General features: G+C 69.6%; 16 protein-coding genes. 12 read left to right on the forward strand and 4 right to left on the reverse strand.

Annotated features, from left to right (window positions below; genetic code table 11):
- Positions 1 to 2: 2 nt before the first annotated feature.
- Together ybaK and JOF29_RS38445 are read right to left on the reverse strand one after the other, a co-directional pair.
- Positions 3 to 491, reverse strand: coding sequence for a Cys-tRNA(Pro) deacylase (gene ybaK, locus JOF29_RS38440; protein WP_209699224.1), 489 nt, complete (start codon positions 489 to 491; stop codon positions 3 to 5).
- Positions 484 to 1,254 (reverse strand): helix-turn-helix transcriptional regulator, encoded by a 771-nt coding sequence (locus JOF29_RS38445; RefSeq protein WP_209699225.1) that lies wholly within the window; start codon positions 1,252 to 1,254, stop codon positions 484 to 486. Before JOF29_RS38445 ends, ybaK begins: the two co-directional genes overlap by 8 nt.
- 74 nt (positions 1,255 to 1,328) lie before the next feature.
- On the opposite strand from JOF29_RS38445, the gene folE reads away from it, so the two are divergent.
- Entirely contained in the window at positions 1,329 to 1,940 is a 612-nt protein-coding gene (gene folE / locus JOF29_RS38450) for a GTP cyclohydrolase I FolE (protein WP_209699226.1), read from the forward strand.
- Positions 1,941 to 2,089: 149 nt separating this feature from the next.
- On the opposite strand, the gene JOF29_RS38455 is transcribed toward folE, so the two are convergent.
- Positions 2,090 to 2,413 carry a hypothetical protein gene (locus JOF29_RS38455; RefSeq protein ID WP_209699227.1) on the reverse strand — a complete coding sequence of 108 codons (324 nt, stop codon included), beginning with the start codon at positions 2,411 to 2,413 and terminating at the stop codon, positions 2,090 to 2,092.
- A gap of 255 nt (positions 2,414 to 2,668) precedes the next feature.
- On the opposite strand from JOF29_RS38455, the gene JOF29_RS38460 reads away from it, so the two are divergent.
- The 11 genes from JOF29_RS38460 (at position 2,669) to JOF29_RS38510 (ending at position 17,460) form a co-directional block, all read left to right on the forward strand.
- Entirely contained in the window at positions 2,669 to 3,877 is a 1,209-nt protein-coding gene (locus JOF29_RS38460) for a 3' terminal RNA ribose 2'-O-methyltransferase Hen1 (RefSeq protein ID WP_307863905.1), read from the forward strand.
- Positions 3,834 to 4,112 (forward strand): hypothetical protein, encoded by a 279-nt coding sequence (locus tag JOF29_RS44155; protein WP_245359847.1) that lies wholly within the window; start codon positions 3,834 to 3,836, stop codon positions 4,110 to 4,112. Before JOF29_RS38460 ends, JOF29_RS44155 begins: the two co-directional genes overlap by 44 nt.
- The gene (locus JOF29_RS38465; protein WP_209699228.1) at positions 4,105 to 6,693 is read left to right on the forward strand and encodes a polynucleotide kinase-phosphatase; all 2,589 of its coding nucleotides are present in this window, start codon (positions 4,105 to 4,107) and stop codon (positions 6,691 to 6,693) included. Before JOF29_RS44155 ends, JOF29_RS38465 begins: the two co-directional genes overlap by 8 nt.
- A gap of 1,198 nt (positions 6,694 to 7,891) precedes the next feature.
- On the forward strand, positions 7,892 to 10,045 hold the full coding sequence (locus JOF29_RS44160) for a glycoside hydrolase family 127 protein (protein WP_245359849.1): 2,154 nt from the start codon (positions 7,892 to 7,894) through the stop codon (positions 10,043 to 10,045).
- A complete protein-coding gene (locus tag JOF29_RS38480) occupies positions 10,045 to 11,739 on the forward strand; it encodes an ABC transporter substrate-binding protein (protein ID WP_209699229.1) in 1,695 nt (564 codons plus the stop codon). The genes JOF29_RS44160 and JOF29_RS38480 overlap by 1 nt, the downstream gene beginning before the upstream one ends.
- On the forward strand, positions 11,736 to 12,692 hold the full coding sequence (locus JOF29_RS38485; protein ID WP_209699230.1) for an ABC transporter permease: 957 nt from the start codon (positions 11,736 to 11,738) through the stop codon (positions 12,690 to 12,692). Before JOF29_RS38480 ends, JOF29_RS38485 begins: the two co-directional genes overlap by 4 nt.
- 109 nt (positions 12,693 to 12,801) lie before the next feature.
- Positions 12,802 to 13,785 carry an ABC transporter permease gene (locus tag JOF29_RS38490; RefSeq protein WP_209699231.1) on the forward strand — a complete coding sequence of 328 codons (984 nt, stop codon included), beginning with the start codon at positions 12,802 to 12,804 and terminating at the stop codon, positions 13,783 to 13,785.
- Positions 13,782 to 14,597, forward strand: coding sequence for an ABC transporter ATP-binding protein (locus JOF29_RS38495; RefSeq protein ID WP_209699232.1), 816 nt, complete (start codon positions 13,782 to 13,784; stop codon positions 14,595 to 14,597). The genes JOF29_RS38490 and JOF29_RS38495 overlap by 4 nt, the downstream gene beginning before the upstream one ends.
- Entirely contained in the window at positions 14,594 to 15,418 is an 825-nt protein-coding gene (locus JOF29_RS38500; RefSeq protein WP_209699233.1) for an ABC transporter ATP-binding protein, read from the forward strand. The genes JOF29_RS38495 and JOF29_RS38500 overlap by 4 nt, the downstream gene beginning before the upstream one ends.
- Entirely contained in the window at positions 15,415 to 16,692 is a 1,278-nt protein-coding gene (locus JOF29_RS38505) for an alpha/beta fold hydrolase (RefSeq protein WP_209699234.1), read from the forward strand. The genes JOF29_RS38500 and JOF29_RS38505 overlap by 4 nt, the downstream gene beginning before the upstream one ends.
- Positions 16,693 to 16,785: 93 nt before the next feature.
- Entirely contained in the window at positions 16,786 to 17,460 is a 675-nt protein-coding gene (locus JOF29_RS38510) for a GntR family transcriptional regulator (RefSeq protein ID WP_209699235.1), read from the forward strand.
- 103 nt (positions 17,461 to 17,563) lie between these two features.
- Here the strand turns inward: JOF29_RS38510 and JOF29_RS38515 are convergent, their stop codons facing one another.
- Positions 17,564 to 18,544 carry a carbohydrate kinase family protein gene (locus JOF29_RS38515; RefSeq protein ID WP_209699236.1) on the reverse strand — a complete coding sequence of 327 codons (981 nt, stop codon included), beginning with the start codon at positions 18,542 to 18,544 and terminating at the stop codon, positions 17,564 to 17,566.
- Positions 18,545 to 18,547: the final 3 nt, after the last annotated feature.

Genomic DNA, 18,547 nt, shown 5'->3' on the forward strand with positions numbered 1-18,547 from the left:
GCTCAGCGGGCAATAGCCGCGGTGCGTGCTCTTGTGACGGTGATCAGGTCGGCGGGGGACAGGCCGATGTCGAGACCGCGCCGGCCGCCCGACACGTAGACGGTCGGGTGGTCGGCGGCGGTGCTGTCGACGACCGTGGGCAGCGCGCGCTTCTGGCCGATCGGGCTGATCCCGCCGACGACGTACCCGGTGCTGCGCTCGGCGGCGGACGGGTCGGCCATCATCGCCTTCTTCCCGCCGGCCGCGGCCGCGATCGCCTTCAGGTCGAGCTGCTTGCCGACCGGTACGACGCCGACCGTGAGCTTGCCGTCCACCTCGACGAGCAGGGTCTTGAACACCTGCTCCAGGTCCAGTCCGAGCGCCTCGGCGGCCTCCAGCCCGTACGACTTCGCCGCCGGGTCGTGCTCGTACGCGTGCGTCGTGAACTCGACCTTCGCCTTGGTCAGCGCCACTGTCGCCGGGGTCCCCTGGCTCTGCTTCGCCTTAGCCACGGATCGACTGTACGAGACGTACACAGCAGTGGCCGGGCGTGGGTGCGAGCTCGGCCCGCAGCGGTACGTCGAGACTCGCGAGCACCCCGGCGACCAGGTGCAGGTTCATCCCGCACACCAACTGCGGATGCTCCTTGGCCAGCCGCCGAAACGGACAGTTCGCCAGCGCAATCCCATCCACAACCACCCGAGGCTCGAACCCTGCCCCCTCAAGCACCCGCACCAACACCTCATCCCCACCACCCGCACGCTCCCCACCGCCCACACCGGCTCCGGCGTTCGCACCGGTTCCGCCGTTCGCACCGGCTGCGGTGCCCACACCGCTCCCACCGGCTGCGGCGGCGGTGCGGCCCAGGGATCGGCCGTATTCGTGGGCGCGTCGGTTGGCCGCCTCGCGGGGGGTGACGGTGCCGGTCTCGGCGTCCTGGATCGCGGCGGCCAGCAGCTGGCCGGCGACGGCGTACTGGCGTTCCGGGAGGCTGATCTCGATCTCCCGGTCGGAGCGGTGGTAAAGCTTCGCCGGTCGTCCGGCGCCCGGACCGGTGCGACCGGTACGGCGCTCGTAGCAGGTCTCGAGCAGCCCCTCCCCGGTGAGCCGGTCGAGGTGGAACGCGGCCGTCGTCCGCGGAATCCCGAGCGCGCTCGCGGCGTCGTCGCGGCTGACCGGCTCGGCGTGCGCGACCACGTACTCGTAGAGCCGGCGCCGGGTCGGCTCCTCCAGTACGGCGACCGCCTGGACGGCGGCATCGCGCGAGGTGTCCACGGAATGATTCTATCGACAACTTCTGTTGGTCAAACAGTATGATGACAGTTCGCTGATACCTCAGGAGAGTGCAGATGGCGATCTCGGCCGACCTCGAGTCCGTCCCGCTCCATATCGTCGCCCGCCGGGAGCAGATCGACCTGCCGGCGGCGGAGCGTGCCGTCGCGGACCTGCTGACCGCGCTCGGGCGGGATCCGCACAGCGCGCATCTCGCGGACACCCCGCGCCGGGTCGCGAACGCGTACGCCGAAATGCTCACCCCGCGGGAGTTCGAGCTCACCACGTTCCCGAACGACGAGGGGTACGACGAGCTCGTGCTCGCCAAGGACATCCCGGTGCAGTCGTTGTGCGAGCACCACCTGCTGCCGTTCCAGGGCGTGGCGCACGTCGGGTACCTGCCCGGCGACCGGATCCTCGGGCTGTCGAAGCTGGCCCGGGTGGTGGAACTGTTCGCGCGTGACTTCCAGGTGCAGGAGCGGCTGACCAAGCAGGTCGCGGACTGGCTGCAGGACCACCTGGACCCGAAGGGCGTCGGCGTCGTGATCGAGGCCGAGCACCAGTGCATGTCGTTGCGCGGCGTCCGGGCGGTCGGCTCGCGGACGGTCACGTCGTCCCTGCACGGAACCCTGCGGGAGAACCCCAGCTCCCGAGCCGAGTTCTTCGCCCTAACAGGCCTCACCCCGTAACCGGCCCCACCCCACCCTTCCCTGAGGTTGCCTGCTCAGTTGGAGGGTTGCCCCCACATATTTTTAGTAGGCAACCCTCCAGTTGAGGGGATATCCACCGAACTGGAGGGTTCGCCGGGAGGCGGCGGGTGCGGACCGCGGCGGAGTGGTTAGGCCGAGGCGGCGGCGGGCGACTTGTGGTGGGTGCGGCGGCCGGTGGCGAGGATGTGCGCGACCTCGCCGGGCAGTAGGTCGGTGCCCGGGACGGTTTCCATCTCGGAGACGTCGAGCCAGCGCACCACGGTGGCACCGTGGTGGCCGTGGACGGCGAGGATGGAGTCCAGGTCCGGCCAGACGGCCGTCGACGGGTTCGCGCCGTGCCAGCGCAGTGCGACCGAGCCGTCGGTGAAGACACAGCCTTCGGCGACGACGCCGGTCCCGGAGACCCCGCTGATGTCGGCGTACCGGACGAGTTCGAACGTCTGGGGTTTCACCGGCGACACCCCGTGTGGCGTGTGAGAGCTGCCATGATCCTTTCCCCGTAGTGGTGGCGTGGGTGGGCTCTCGCCACAAACCGGGGACGTGTACAGAGTGTCAGCGGGGAAGGACGGTCTGTAGCGACTCATCTTCTGTTCTCAAGCTAGAACCAAACCCCCGGAACGCGCCAGACCCTAAAGGGCGTGTCTCGATCCGCGACACGTGATCGAATACGTCACGTGTTCCTGACGCTTGGTACCGATCTTTCCGGAGTGGACGCTCCTGCGAGCGATTTCGGGTTCCTGCTGCACAAGAACCCGGCGCGACCGCAGGCGATCGAGGTCACCGGCGGTTCGGCCCACGTGTTCTACCCGGAGGCGACCGCCGACCGCTGCACCGCGGCGGTGCTCCTGGAGATCGACCCGATCGGCCTGGTGAAGGCCGGCCGCGGCAAGGTGACCGCGGGTTTCACGCTCGGCCAGTACGTGAACGACCGTCCGTACGCCGCCTCCAGCCTGCTCGCGGTCGCGCTCGGAAAACTCTTCCGTACGGCGATGAACGGCCGCTGCGACGCCCGCCCTGAGCTCGCCGCGCGGGCGATCCCGCTCGACGTGCACGTACCGGCGCTGCCCTGCAACGGCGGTACCGATCTCGCGGAGCGGCTGTTCGCGCCGCTCGGCTGGACTGTCGACGCCCGCCCGGTGCCGCTCGATCCGGACATTCCCAGGTGGGGTGACTCGCGGTACGTCGACCTGCGGCTGACCGGCGTACTGCGGCTGGCCGACGCGCTGAACCACCTGTACGTCATGCTTCCGGTGCTCGACGACGCGAAGCACTACTGGGTCGGGTCGGAGGAGGTCGACAAGCTCGTCCGGGCCGGCGAGGGCTGGCTGTCGGCGCATCCGGAGAAGGAACTGATCTCGCGTCGCTACCTCGCGCACCGGCGCTACCTTGCCGACGCCGCGCTGGAGCGGCTCGCCGAGGCCGACGGTCTCGAGCTGGCGGAGGAGAGTGCCGACGAGGGCTCCGTGTCGCTGGCCGTCGAGCGCCGTACGACGGTGGCCGGCGTACTGCGGGAGCTCGGCGCGCGGCGGATCGCGGACATCGGCTGCGGCGAGGGCGCGCTGGTCGGCGAACTGCTCAAGGACCCGATGGTCGGTGAGCTGATCGCGACGGACGTGTCGGTACGGTCGCTGCTCGCCGCGAAACGCCGGCTGCACTACGACGACCTGCCGGACCGGCAGCGGGACCGGCTGACGTTCCTGCAGTCGTCGGTGACGTACGCCGACGAACGCCTCGCCGGCCCTGGACGCCGTCGTACTGATGGAGGTCGTCGAACACGTCGACCCACCCCGCCTGCCGGCGCTGGCGCACTCCGTCTTCCGTGTCGCACGCCCGGCGGCGGCCGTCGTCACGACCCCGAACAGCGAGTACAACGTGCGCTTCCCGTCCCTCCCCGCCGGCAAGTACCGGCACCCTGACCACCGCTTCGAGTGGACCCGCGCAGAGTTCCGCACCTGGTCAACACAGGTCGCCGACCGCTACGGCTACTCGGTGGAGTTCCGCCCGGTGGGCCTCGACGACCCAGAGGTCGGCCCACCCACCCAACTCGCGGTCTTCGCCCGCTCCACCCCCGTGGCGGAGCCGCGCGCCCGCACTGCAGCCGTGGCGGAGCCGCGGGAGCCGGCTGCCGACGGGGAGTGTGATGATGACTGAGCTGCAGATCCCCAGTCTGTGTCTTGTGGTGCTTGTCGGTGCGAGTGGGTCCGGCAAGTCGACGTTCGCGCGTACACACTTCCTCCCGACCGAGGTGATCTCGAGCGACGTCTGCCGCGGTCTGGTCTCCGACGACGAGAACGACCAGGCAGCCACCAAGGACGCCTTCGAAGTCCTGCACTTCATCGCGGGCAAGCGCCTCGCCGCCGGCCGGCTGACCGTGATCGACGCGACCAACGTCCAGCCGGACGCCCGCAAGGAGCTCGTGAACCTGGCCCGCGAGAACGACGTACTCCCGGTAGCGATCGTCCTCGACCCACCCGAGCGCGTGTGCGTCGAACGCAACGAGCAACGCGCCGACCGGCAGTTCGGCAGCAAGGTCGTCGTCCGCCAGCGCTCGCAGCTCAAGCGCGGCCTGCGCAGCCTGAAACGCGAGGGTTTCCGCACCGTCCACATTCTCGACAGCGTCGAAGAGATCGATGCCGTGAGCATCGAACGTACGCGGCTCTACAACGACCTCACGGACCAGACCGGCCCGTTCGACATCATCGGTGACGTCCACGGCTGCCGCCCCGAACTCGAACGGCTGCTCACCGACCTCGGCTACACGCTGATCCGTGACGACGCGGGCCGCCCGATCGACGCCGTCCACGCCGTACAGCCCGTCCACGCCGTACAGCCCGCACAGCCCGTACAGCCCGCACAGCCCGCACAGCCCGGCCGCCGCGCGGTGTTCGTCGGCGACCTCGTCGACCGCGGCCCGGACAGCCCCGGCGTACTGCGGCTCGTCATGGGAATGGTTGCGCAGGGCAACGCGTACTGCGTACCCGGCAACCACGAGGACAAGCTGCTCCGCGCACTCCGCGGCAAGAACGTGAAGATCAGCCACGGCCTCGAAACGACGCTGGAGCAACTCGCCGCGGAGCCGCAGGAGTTCCGGGACCAGGTCGCAACGTTCATCGACGGCCTGATCTCGCACTACGTGTTCGACGGCGGCAAGCTGGTCGTCTCGCACGCCGGCCTGGTCGAGCGGATGCACGGCCGTACGTCGGGACGCGTCCGCTCGTTCTGCCTGTACGGCGAGACGACCGGCGAGACCGACGAGTTCGGGCTGCCGGTGCGGTACCCGTGGGCGAACGACTACCGCGGTCGCGCGACGGTCGTCTACGGCCACACGCCGACGCCCGAGCCGGAGTGGATCAACAACACGATCTGCCTGGACACCGGCTGCGTGTTCGGCGGATCGCTCACCGCGCTGCGCTACCCGGAGCGGGAGCTGGTGTCGGTAGCGGCCGCCGAGGAGTACTACGCGCCCGCGAAACCGCTGCACGTGGCCGCGGCGCCCGAGCGCGAACCCGACGTACTCGAACTGACGGACGTCACCGGCCGCCGCGTGATCGAGACCGCGACCCACGGGCGGCTCAGCGTCCGCGCGGAGCAGGCCGGCGCGGCGCTGGAGGTGATGAGCCGGTTCGCGATCGACCCGCGGCTCCTGCTGTACCTGCCGCCGACGATGAGCCCGGTCGCGACGTCGCCGGAGCCGGGGCTGCTGGAGCACCCGCGGCAGGCGTTCGAGACGTACCGCGGGCAGGGCGTCACGGAGCTGGTGTGCGAGGAGAAGCACATGGGCTCGCGGGCCGTCGTACTGCTGACGCGGGACGACGAGGTGGCGGAGCAGCGGTTCGGGCTGGCTGGTCGTGGCGCGATCCACACGCGTACCGGGCGGTCGTTCTTCGGCGCGGAGCTGACGGACGAGCTGCTGCTCCGGCTGCGCGCGGTCGCCTCCGCCGCGGGTGTCTTCGAGGAGCTCGACACGTCCTGGCTGCTGCTCGACGCGGAGCTCCTGCCGTGGAGCGCGAAGGCCGAGGACCTGCTGCGGAACCAGTACGCCGCGGTCGGTGCGGCTGCTCGTACTTCGTTGCCTGCCGCAACTGTCGCGCTCCGGTCCGCCCGTGCGGCCGGGCTGGAGGTGGGGGAGCTGCTGGCGACGGCGGAACGGCGTACGGCCAACGCGGAGCGGTTCACGGCGGCGTACCGGCGATACTGCTGGCCGACGGACGGGCTGGACGGCGTACGGCTCGCGCCGTTCCAGGTGCTCGCGTCCGAAGGGGCGACGTACCACGAGCGGCCGCACCGCTGGCACCTCGGCATCGCCGACCAGATGGTTGCCGCAGGCCCGGAACTCATCACGCCGACACGGCGGCTGTACGTCGACGCCGGCGACTGGGACGCCGGCGTCGCGTGGTGGGAGGAGCTGACGGGCGCCGGGGGAGAGGGCATGGTGGTCAAGCCGGCCGCGAACCTTGTACGGACCGCTAAGGGTCTCGCGCAGCCCGGGCTGAAGGTGCGAGGCCAGGAGTACCTTCGGCTGATCTACGGCCCCGACTACACCGATCCCGCGAACTTCACCCGCCTCCGCGACCGGAACCTCGGCCACAAACGCTCCCTCGCTCTCCGCGAGTACGCCCTCGGCCTGGAGTCCCTGGAACGCGCCGCCCACCGCGAACCCCTGTGGCGCATCCACGAATGCGTCTTCGCCGTACTCGCCCTGGAGTCGGAGCCGGTCGACCCCCGCCTCTGAATCCGTCGCCCGCAAGGCGTCGCCGCTGAACGGCGCTGGAGTCGTTCGACGCGGCGAAGTGCCGGCGCCGGAGGTGTTCGGCGTGGCGAAGTGCTGGTGCCGGAGGTGTTCGGTGTGGCGAAGTGCCGGTGCCGGAGGTGTTCGGCGTGGCGAAGTGCCGGTGCCGGAGGTGTTCGGCGTGGCGAAGTGGCGGCGCCGGAGGTGTTCGGCGTGGCGGCGCCGGGATGCGCTCGGCCAGCGGCCCGATCGCCAGCACCGGGCCGGCCCGACTCCCCGCGCCGGAGTCCGTTTGAGGGGTTCACCCATCACATTGCCCCTTCACCCATGGCGTGCGGCGCGTGAACGGGCAACGTGAAGGGTGAACCCCTGAGGTTGCGGTCGGTTCACCCCACCTCGGCTGCCCGTACGGCCGACCCCACCCGCCCACATCCCGCACCTGGTCGAACAGCACCCCGTTCGACCCACCCGGCCCGCCGACCCGCACCTGATTCCACAGCACCTCGCCCGACCCCACCCGGTGACTCCGCCAGCCGCCGGGCCCGCCGACCCGCACCTGATTCCACAGCACCTCGTTCGGCCCGCCGGCCCCACCGCTCCCCGACGACCCCGCCCCTGGTTCCACCGCACCTGACCCGACCCCGCCCTCAACCCGGCCCGCCGACCCCGCCCTCAACCCGGCCCGCCGACCCCGCCCTCAACCCGGCCCGCCGGCCCGCCCGGCCTGTCGGACCCACCCGCCCCCTGACAACCTCAACCTGGGTCCACAGCACCGCGTCCGCCGCCCCACCTACTGGCCCACCTCCTGGCCCGCCTGCGGACTCGGCCGGCCGCCAGGCCCGACCCGCCCTCGACAACCCTCACTGGTTCCATCGCACCTCGTCCGCCGTCCTCGTCCGCCGCCCTCCGCCGCCGCCGTCCTCCGCCGTCCCTGCCCAGCAGCTGGCCGCACCCGGCCCCGCCGCCGCCCGTCCGCCGCCCGTCCGCCCGTCCGTCCGTCCGGCGACCTGGCCTGGCCTCGTCCGCCGCCCGCCCGCCCACCCGCCCGCCCGCCCGCCCGCCCGTCCGCCCGCCGCCGGGCCGCTTGGTGCCTCGCGGTGGTGCCTCGGCTTTGGGGTCGGGGGTGGTGGTTGGTTTCCGGCGTGTAAACGTCTTCCGTCAGGGGTTGGCAAGGTGTGACATTGCACTTAGGGTCTGTGCAATGTCACACGGTACAGAGGTTGAGGTGCGGCTGACCAGTGGATTGCTGCATGCCTGGCAGGAGCGGAACCGGGCGGCGACGATCCCGCACGCGATCGCGGAGTTGCGGAAGGCCGGGAACCTCGAGAACCTCCGGCGGCTCGGTGACCCGTCGGTCGGGGGGTACCGCGGGCGGTACCCGTTCCTGGACACGGATCTGTACAAGACCCTCGAAGGACTCGCCTACGAAGTCGGCCGCGAGGACGCGCCGGCGGGTGCGCAGGAGTTCTACGACGAGGTCGTCGGACTGCTCGAACAGGCCCAGGCGGACGACGGTTACCTGAACTCGTACTTCCAGGACCCGGACCAGCCGAAGCAGCCCTGGTCGGATCTCGGCTGGGGGCACGAGCTGTACAACCTCGGCCACCTCATCCAGGCGGCCGTCGCGGCGCAGCGTCGATTGTCGGATGGCAGATTGTTGACAATCGCCCGGCGGTTCGCGGATCTCGTCGTCCGGAAGTACGGCGTGGAGGGCGAGGAGGTCGTCGACGGCCATCCCGAGGTGGAGATGGCGCTCGTCGAGCTTTATCGTGAAACCGGCGAGGCGGCATACCTGACGCAGGCGCAGCTGTTCGTCGACCGGCGCGGGCAGGGGAAACTCAAGCACACGATCTTCCCGGGGGAGTACTTCCAGGATCACGTCCCGTTCCGCGAGCTGTCTTCCGTCACCGGGCACGCCGTACGGATGGCGTACCTCGCCGCCGGTGCGGCCGACGTACACCTGGAGACCGGCGACCCGACGCTGCTCGCGGCGCTCGAGCGGCTGTGGGACGACATGGTCGCGACCAAGCTGTATCTCACCGGCGGACTCGGCAGCCGGCACTCCGACGAGGCGATCGGTGACCGGTACGAGCTGCCGTCGGAGCGGGCGTACGCCGAGACGTGTGCGGCGATCGCGACGATGCAGTGGGCGTGGCGGATGTTCCGCGCGACGGGCAAGGCGTCGTACCTCGATGTGTACGAGACGGTGCTTTACAACGCTTATGCGGTGGGGCTTTCGGCCGACGGTACGGCGTTCTTCTACGACAACCCGCTGCAGCGCCGGCCGGATCACGAGCAGCGCTCCGGTGCTGAGGACGGCGGCGAACTCCTCCGCCGCGCGTGGTTCGGCTGTCCATGCTGCCCGCCGAACATCATCCGCTGGATGTCCGAACTCCAGGACCACGTTGCCCTCCACCGCGACAACACCCTGTACGTCGGCATCTACACCGACGCCCACCTCACCGCCGGAGACCTCGCGGTCACCGTCAACACCAACTACCCGTGGAACGGCGAAGTCACCCTCACCGTCGAGTCCGCCCCGACCGAAGAACAAACCCTCGCGCTCCGCATCCCGCACTGGGCAACCGGGGCAACCATCACCGAGCCAGGCGAAACCGCAGTCCAGCCTGGCCCTACCGGACAGCGCGGTCCTGCCGGGCAGGCTGACGCTGCAGCCCAGCCTGGTGCTGCGGGGCAGGCAGCCCACGGAGGAGCAGCCCGGGGCGGGGCGGATGGGTCGCTCGGCGCAGTGGCCCAGGGAGCGGCAGCTCACGGAGGACCTGCCGACGGGGGAGCTGCCGACGGGGGAGCTGCCGACGGGGGAGCTGCTCACGGGGGAGCTGCTCACGGGGGAGCTGCCCACGGAGGAGCGGCCCCGGGTGGGGCGGATGAGTCGCTGGGTGGGCAGTGGGGGGAGGACGGGTGGGTTCGTGTTCGTCGGGTGTTTGTGCCGGGTGATGTTGTCAGGTTGACGTTGCCGATGGCGGCTCGGGCGCACGGGGTTCATCCGTATGTGGACGCGGCCCGTGGAGCGATTGCTGTTGCCCGGGGCCCGGTTGTCTATTGCGTTGAGCAACAAGATGTGGCCGCGCCGGTGGACGACCTGCTGCTGACGCCGGCGGGTGTCGCGGCGGCGACGGCGCGGATGGATGACGAGCACGTCGTACTGGATCTCACCGCCGGTGTCGCCCAGCCGCCGGCGCCTGAGCTGTACCCGGTGCTCACCGAAACACCCCAGACTCCAGCGCTTCAAGCCTCGAAGCACGTGCCGGTGACGTTGTCGCCGTACTTCCTCTGGGGAAACCGTCAGCCCCTGGCCATGCGTGTGTGGCTGCGAACCGAAAGAGAATACTGATGAAGAGAACCTCGAAGCTGGTCGGGCTCGTGGCGGCCGCAGCGCTGGCCCTCACCGCGTGTGGCGGCGGTGCGTCCGGGACGAAGGGCGCGTCGGATGGCCCAGGCGCCAAGGCCGTGCAGGGCGGTACGTTGCAGGTGCTCGCGAACGCGGCGTTCTCGCACCTGGACCCGGCCCGTGGGTTCGACGGCGGCGTGAACAACTTTTACCGGCTGATCTACCGCACGCTCACCACCCAGGGCGCGGCGCCGGGCGCGGACGGTACGAAGATCGTCGCGGATCTCGCCACCGATGCCGGCAAGCCGACGGACGGCGGCAAGACCTGGACGTTCACGCTGAAGGACGGCCTGTTCTTCGAGACCGGTGCGCCGATCACCAGCGCGGACGTGAAGTGGGGCGTCGAGCGCGCCTGGGACCCGGAGATCGGGATCGGTTCGCCGTACGCGAAGCAGCTGATCGAGGCACCCGCGTCGTACCAGGGCCCGTACAAGTCCGGTGGATTGTCAACAATCCAAACACCCGACGCGAAGACCATCGTCTTCCACCTGAAGAAGCCGTTCGCGGACTTCGGCAGCGTGGTCGCACAGAACACCTTCACGCCGGTACCGAAGGGCCAGGGCGCGGGTAATGCGCTGGACAGCAAGCCGATCGCATCCGGTCCGTACAAGCTGGCCGACTACAAGCCGGGCGCCTCGCTGAAGCTGGTCCGCAACGACAAGTGGGACAAGAAGACCGACGACGTCCGGACCGCGAACCCGGACGCGTTCCAGTGGACGTTCGGGCTCGACCCGGCGACGATCGACGAGCGGATGATCGCCGGCCAGGGCACCGACGCGGACGCGATCGCCGGTACTGTCCAGGCCGCGAGCGTGGCCCGGATCCAGACGCCGCAGCTCAAGCAGCGGACGATGACCGGCATCAACGGATGTACGACGTACATGGGTCTGAACACCACGAAGAAGCCGCTCGACAACGTCAAGGTCCGGCAGGCGATCAACCTCGCGGTGAACAAGCAGACCGTTCGAGACGCGGACGGCGGGTCGGCACTCGCCGAGATCGGTACCACGATCCAGCCGCCGACGATCACCGGCCGGCTGGACTACGACCCGTACCCGAGCCCGGACCACAAGGGTGACGCCGACGCCGCCCGCAAGCTGCTCACCGAGGCCGGGTTCGCGGGAGGTTTCACGATGACGCTCGACACCCGCGCCCAGCCGAAGATGCAGGCGATGGCGGTCGCGATCCAGCAGGCGCTGGAGCCGCTGAAGATCACCGTGAAGATCAACACGATCGACACCGCGACGTACTACGAGGTGATCGGTACGACGTCCCAGCAGCACGACGCCGCGATCACCGGGTGGTGCCCGGACTGGCCTTCCGGCGCGACCTTCCTGCCGCCGCTGTTCGACGGCCGCAACATCACCCCGAAGGGCAACTCGAATCTGTCCCAGCTGAACGACCCGGGAGTGAACGCGAAGATCGACGAGATCTCCAAGCTCACCGACGTGACCGCGGCGAACAAGGCGTACGGCGAGCTGGACAAGCAGATCATGGAGCTCGCGCCGGTCGTCCCGCTGCTGTACGAGAAGGTGCTGATGCTTGTCGGGGGCAACATTGGCGGCGCCTACCTTCATGACGGGTTCTCCGGCGGTATCGACCTGGTGTCCGTCGGCCTGAAGGACGCGAGCAAGTGACAACCGGTCCGACACTGGCCGAGGTCGAGGAGGTGGCACCGGCGGCTCCGGCCGCCGGTCCGCCGGCCTCGGGCAAGCGGCTGCTCGCCACGATCACCAGGGACAAGGGTGCGCTCGCCTGCCTGGTGTTCCTCGCGATCGTGGTGCTGATGGCGGTCGCCGCGCCGCTGATCACCAAGCTCAGCGGCTGGGGGCCGTACCAGTTCGACTCCGGGGCGATCAACTCCGACCTGGGCGGGCTGCCGCGCGGTGCGCTCGGCGGGATCAGCGGCTCGCACTGGTTCGGTGTCGAGCCGCAGAACGGGCGTGACCTGTTCGCGCGGATCGTGTACGGCGCCCGCGTATCGATAACAATCTCATTGTCTGCAACCTTGCTGACCGGGATCTTCGGCGTGGTGCTCGGCATGCTGGCCGGGTTCTACCGCGGCTGGGTCGACCAGGTGATCTCCCGGCTGATGGACTTCCTGATGGCGTTCCCGGCGCTGATCTTCATGATCGCGATCCTGTCGTCGCTGCCGTCCGGGAACCGGCCGGTACTGCTCGTCGTGGTGATCAGCGCGTTCGGCTGGCCGTACCTGGCCCGGGTGATCCGCGGCCAGACCATGACGCTGGCGAACCGCGAGTTCGTCGAGGCGGCCCGGGCGTCCGGGGCGAAGGACACCCAGGTGGTGTTCCGGGAGATCCTGCCGAACCTGCGCGGCTCGATCGTCGTGATGACCACGCTCGCGATCCCGGGGTACATCGGCACCGAGGCCGGTCTGTCGTTCCTCGGCGTCGGGGTCACGCCGCCGACCGCGTCCTGGGGCCAGATGATCGCGAGCTCGGTGAGCTGGTACTCGGTCGACCCGATGTTCTTCGCGATCCCCGGCCTGTTCCTGTTCCTCACCGTGCTCTCGCTGACGGTCCTCGGCGACAAGATCCGCACACTCATCGACCAAGGAGAGGCGGCATGACTGTGCTTTTGGCCGGGCCTTCGGCGCCGGCGTGGTCATGGGGCTGTTACTCCCGGCCTTCCCTCGTCGCTCCGGTCGCTTCGCTCCTCAGTCCAGGCCGGGAGGCCCCATGACCCGGTACATTCTGGGCCGGCTCGGTGGTGTCGTGCTGATCCTGCTTGCCGTCTGTCTGTTCACGTACCTGATCTTCTTCGAGCTGTCGCCGGATCCGGCGGTGATGATCTGCGGCAAGACCTGTACGCCGGAGCGCATCGACTCGATCCGTGACGTGCTCGGGCTGAACCAGCCGATCCTGACCCAGTTCTGGGATTTCCTGAGCGGGATCTTCGTGGGTCGTGACTACGGCTCGGTGCACTGCTCGGCGCCGTGTCTCGGGTACAGCTTCCAGACCAACGAGTCGGTGTGGAGCATGATCACCGCACGGCTGCCCGTCAGCGTCACGGTCGCGGTCGGTGCGGCGGTGCTGTGGCTGCTCGCCGGCGTGCTCGGCGGCCTGATCAGCGCGGTCAAGCAGGGCACCTGGTGGGACCGTTCGGCGATGGCGCTCGCGCTCGGCGGGGTCAGCGTGCCGAACTACGTGCTCGCGCTCGTGCTGCAGTACGTGCTGGTCGTGAAGCTGCAGGTCCTGCCGTTCCCGTCGGTGGTGTCGTTTGTCGACAATCCTGTTGTCTGGTTCGAGTCGTACCTGATGCCCTGGGTGGTGCTGGCCGTCGGCTACGCCTGTCTGTACGCCCGGCTGACCCGGAGCAACGTCATCGACACGTTGTCGGAGAACTACTTCCGGACGGCCCGGGCGAAGGGCCTGAGCGGCGCGCTGATCATGCGCCGGCACGCGCTGCGGCCCGCGCTGACGCCGATCACCACGATCTTCGGGATGGACTTCGCCGGCCTGCTCGGCGGCGCGCTGATCACCGAGACCGTGTTCGGCCTGAACGGAATCGGCAAGATGGCGGCCGACTCGATCGCCAAGAACGACCAGCCGGTGATCATGGCGGTGACGCTGCTGGCCGCGTTCTTCGTTGTCATCGGCAACGTTGTCGTTGACCTGCTCTACACCGCCCTGGATCCGCGGGTACGGGTGGTGTCGTCATGAGTGGTCAATTGTTTGTTGTCGACAATCTGACGGTTACGTTGCCGACCAGCCGCGGACCGGTCGACGTGGTGAAGGACGTGTCGTTCACGGTCGGCCGGGACGAGACCGTGGGGATCGTCGGCGAGTCCGGGTCGGGCAAATCGATGACCGCGCTCGCCGTACTCGGGCTGCTGCCGCGCGGCGCCCGTACGTCGGGCAGCGTCACGCTGGACGGCGCCGAGCTGCTCGGGCGGACCGACCGCGAGCTCCGAGCGGTCCGCGGCAACGCGATCTCGATGGTGTTCCAGGACCCGTTGTCGTCGCTGAATCCCTACTACACCGTGGGACTGCAGATCGAGGAGATGTACCGGGCCCATCGCGGCGGCTCCCGCAAGGGCGCGCGCCGGGTCGCGATCGAGGCGCTGGAGCGGGTCGGGATCCCCGATCCGGGGCGCCGGGTGGATCACTACCCGCACCAGTTCTCCGGTGGGCAACGGCAGCGCGTGATGATCGCGATGGCGTTGTGCTGTTCGCCGTCGCTGCTGATCGCGGACGAGCCGACGACCGCGCTCGACGTGACCGTGCAGGCCCAGATCCTCGAGCTGCTGGACGAACTCCAGACCTCGACCGGCACCGGGATGATCTTCATCACCCACGACCTCGCGGTGATCAGCTCGATCGCCCAGCGCGTCCTGGTGATGCAGTCCGGGGACCCGGTCGAGTACGGGACCGCGGAGCAGGTGTTCTCGGACCCGCGGCACGAGTACACGCGGATGCTGCTGGACGCCGTACCCAGAATCGATGACGGAATCGACGACGAGGTGGCACCGTGACGTTGCTGGAAGTACGGGGCGTGACCAAGGAGTTCGTCACCCGCGGCGAGGGTGCGCGGGCGCGGAAGTCCACGTTCACCGCGGTGGACGACGTGAGCTTCGAGGTCGAGCTGGGCGAGACGCTCGCGATCGTGGGCGAGTCCGGCAGCGGGAAGTCCACCACCGCACGGATCGCGGCCCGGTTGCTGGAACCCACCAACGGTACGGTGGTGTTCGACGGCCAGGACGTGACCCGGGCCCAGGGCAAGGACCTGGCGAAGTTCCGGAACGACGTACAGGTGGTGTTCCAGGACCCGTTCTCGTCGCTGAACCCGCGGTACACCGTCGAGCGGATCATCACCGCGCCGCTCACCTACCAGGGCGTCACGCCGGCGACCACGAAGCGCGCGTTCGCGCAGGAGCTGATGGAGCGGGTCGGGCTGAACCCGGACCACTGCCGGCGGTACCCGGCGCAGTTCTCCGGCGGTCAGGCGCAACGGATCGGCATCGCCCGCGCGCTCGCCGTGAACCCCAAGCTGGTGATCTGCGACGAGGCGGTGTCGGCGCTCGACGTGTCGATCCAGGCGCAGGTCCTGGAGCTGCTGATGCGGCTGCAGCGGGAGAGCGGGTTCAGCTACGTCTTCATCGCGCACGACCTGGCCGTCGTCCGGCAGATCTCGCAGCGCGTCGCGGTGATGAGCCGGGGCAGAATCGTGGAGGTGGGGTCGCGGGAGCAGGTGTTCGGCGAACCTCGGCACGAGTACACGAAGACGCTGCTGGCCGCCGTACCGCGGATCAATCCGGAGTGGGACGCCAGACGCAGGCAGAAAGAGGCGGGATGATCAGCTACACGATTCCTCGAATGCATGTCCGCGAGCACACCGTCGACGTTCCCATGGACTGGAACAGCCCGGGGGAGTCGATCAGCCTGTTCGCGCGGGAGCTGGTTGATCCGGCCAGGAAGGACGAGGAGCTGCCGTACCTCCTGTATCTGCAGGGCGGGCCCGGTGGGAAGGGGCCGCGGCCGGTCAGCGCGTCGGGGTGGATCGGGCAGGCGTTGAAGACGCATCGGGTCGTGCTGATGGATCAGCGCGGTACCGGTCGCAGTACGCCGGTGAGCGGCCGCCGGATGTCGGCGATGACGGCCGAGGACGGCGCGGAGTACCTCGCGCACTTCCGGGCGGACTCGATCGTCGCGGATGCCGAGCACCTGCGGAAGACCGTGTTCGGCGGCAAGCGCTGGTCGACGCTCGGCCAGAGCTACGGCGGATTCCTGACGCTCACCTACCTGTCCAAGGCGAGCGAGGGGCTGTCGGCCTGCTACGTCACCGGCGGGCTGGCGTCGATCGACCCGTCGGCCGCCGAGGTCTACCGGCGGACCTACCCGCGGGTCGCGGCGAAGAACCGCGAGTTCTACCGGAGGTACCCGCACAACGTCGAGCGGGTCGGCAGGCTGGCGGACCGGCTGGCCGAGGACGACGTACGGCTGCCGGACGGCGACCGTCTGACCGTACGCCGGTTGCAGTCGCTCGGGATCGACTTCGGGATGCAGCCCGGGTACGAGCGGATCCACTGGCTGCTCGACGAGGCGTTCGACGGCGACGAGCTGTCCGACACGTTCCTGGGCCAGGTCCTCGCCCAGTCGTCGTACCTCGGGAATCCGCTGTTCGCGGCGCTCCAGGAGAGCATCTACGGATCCGGCGACGGCGCGACCGGCTGGGCGGCCGAGGCGGAGCGGGCCCGGCGTCCGGAGTTCGCCGAGGACGCCCGGCCGCTGCTGTTCACCGGCGAGATGATGTACCCCTGGATGTTCGAGGAGATCCGCGGGCTGCGGCCGTTCCAGCGCGCCGTCGAGCTGCTCGCCGAACGCCCGGGCTGGCCGGAGCTGTACGACCTCGAGAAGCTCGCCGCGAACGACGTACCGGTCGCGGCCGCGGTGTACTTCGACGACATGTACGTCGACTCCGGGCTGCAGCTGGACACCGCGAGCCGGGTCGGGAACGTGCAGGCCTGGGTGACGAACGAGTACGAGCACGACGGGCTCGGGTCGGACCGGGTGTTCGAGCGGCTGACCGAGCTGGTCGCCTCGATCGGGGGTGGCGTCCGGGATCAGTGACGGGCGTGTTTCACACTAGTTGGTGTCTGGTGATTCCCCGCCTACTGCGGGGAATCACCAGACACCACCTAAGGCGACCAGGGAGGTGAACCGATGACTGCCGATTCGATCGGGCCGCTGCCGAGCGTACGGCGGCTGGCGCACCGCGAGAACCTGCGCGACAGCGTGGCCAACGCGCTCCGGGCCGCGGTGATCTCCGGCGAGCTGAAGCCGGGGGAGGTGTACTCGGCGCCGACGCTCGGCGCGCGGTTCGGCGTCTCCGCGACGCCGGTCCGGGAGGCGATGCTGGACCTGGTCCGCGAGGGCCTGGTGATCTCGCTGCGGAACAAGGGCTTCCGGGTCACCGAGGTGTCCGACGCGGACCTGGACAACCTTGCGGCGCTCCGTCAGCTGATCGAGCCGCCGACCGTGCGGGACGTCGTTGCGGCGATCCCGGCGGCCGACTACCCGCGGCTGCGCGAGCTGGCCGAGGACATCGTAGTGGCGGCCGAGGCGGGTGACCTGGTCGCGTACATCGAGGCCGACCGGGTGTTCCACGTCACGCTGCTCGCGTACTCCGGGAACCAGAAGCTCGTCGACGTGGTGTCGGACCTGCGATCACAGACCCGCCTGCTCGGCCTCACCCCGCTGGTCGAGAGCGGCCGCCTGCTTCCGTCGGCCGCCGAGCACCACGAGCTCCTGGACCTGGTCGAGTCCGGCGACGGCGAAGGCGCCGAGCAACTGATGCGCCGCCACATCGGCCACGTCCGAGGCCTCTGGGCCCGCTGACGCAATGCGGTCCGCGAGCGGAGGGCGGCCCGCTAGTGCAGGGCGGCCCGCGAGCGCGATGCGGTCCGCGAGCGAGTGTGGCCCGCGAGTGGGTTGCGGCCCGCTAGCGCGTCGTGAGGGCCTGCTTCGCGGTGGCGGCGGCGTTCGCGCCGTACGCGCTGGTGAGCCGGTCGAGGAAGGTCGGGTGATCGAGGGTGTACTCCTGCGTGCCGACGGTCTCCAGGACCGTGGTGGCGAGGGTGCAGCCGAGGTGCGCGGCGGCTTCGTGGTCGAGGCCGTAGGCGCGGCCGGTGAGGTATCCGGCCCGGAACGCGTCGCCGCCGCCGGTCGGGTCCACCAGATCCGGCGCGGGGACGGCAGGGACCTTCGCGAGGATGCCGGTGGTGTCCTCGATCACCACGCCGTCGCCGCCGTGCGTGGTGATCCGGACCCCGACCCGCTCGAGGATCTCGTCGTGGCTCCAGCCGGTCTTCTGCGCCATCAGCCCGGCCTCGTACTCGTTGCTGAACAGGTACGCCGCGCCGTCGATCAGCGTCCGGATCGCTTCGCCCTCCATCCGGGCGAGCTGCTGCGACGGGTCGGCCGCGACCGGGATCCCGTGCTGCCCGGCGAGCTGGGTGTGCTTGAGCATCGCGTCCGGGTCGTCGGCGCCGATCAGGACCAGGTCGACGCCGCCGGCGGCCTGGTGGATCGCGCCCAGGTCGAGCTCGCGGGCCTCGGCCATCGCGCCGGTGTAGAACGAGGCGATCTGGTTCGCGTCCAGGTCCGTCGTACAGGTGAACCGCGCGGTGTGTACGTTCTCGCACACGCGGACGTGCGACACGTCCACGCCGGCCGCGGTCAGCGCCGCGCCGTACTCGGCGAAGTCGGCGCCGACCGAGCCGACCAGCATCGACGGGTACCCGAGCTGGGCCATGCCGTAGCAGATGTTCGCGCCGACCCCACCGCGGTGCACGACCAGCTCGTCGACCAGGAAGGACAGCGACACCTTGTGCATCTGTTCTTCCAGGAACTGGTCCTTGAACCGGCCCGGGAACGTCATCAGGATGTCGGTCGCGATCGATCCGGCGACGGCGATACGCATGGG

The organism is Kribbella aluminosa, assembly GCF_017876295.1.
GTDB classification, from domain to species: domain Bacteria; phylum Actinomycetota; class Actinomycetes; order Propionibacteriales; family Kribbellaceae; genus Kribbella; species Kribbella aluminosa.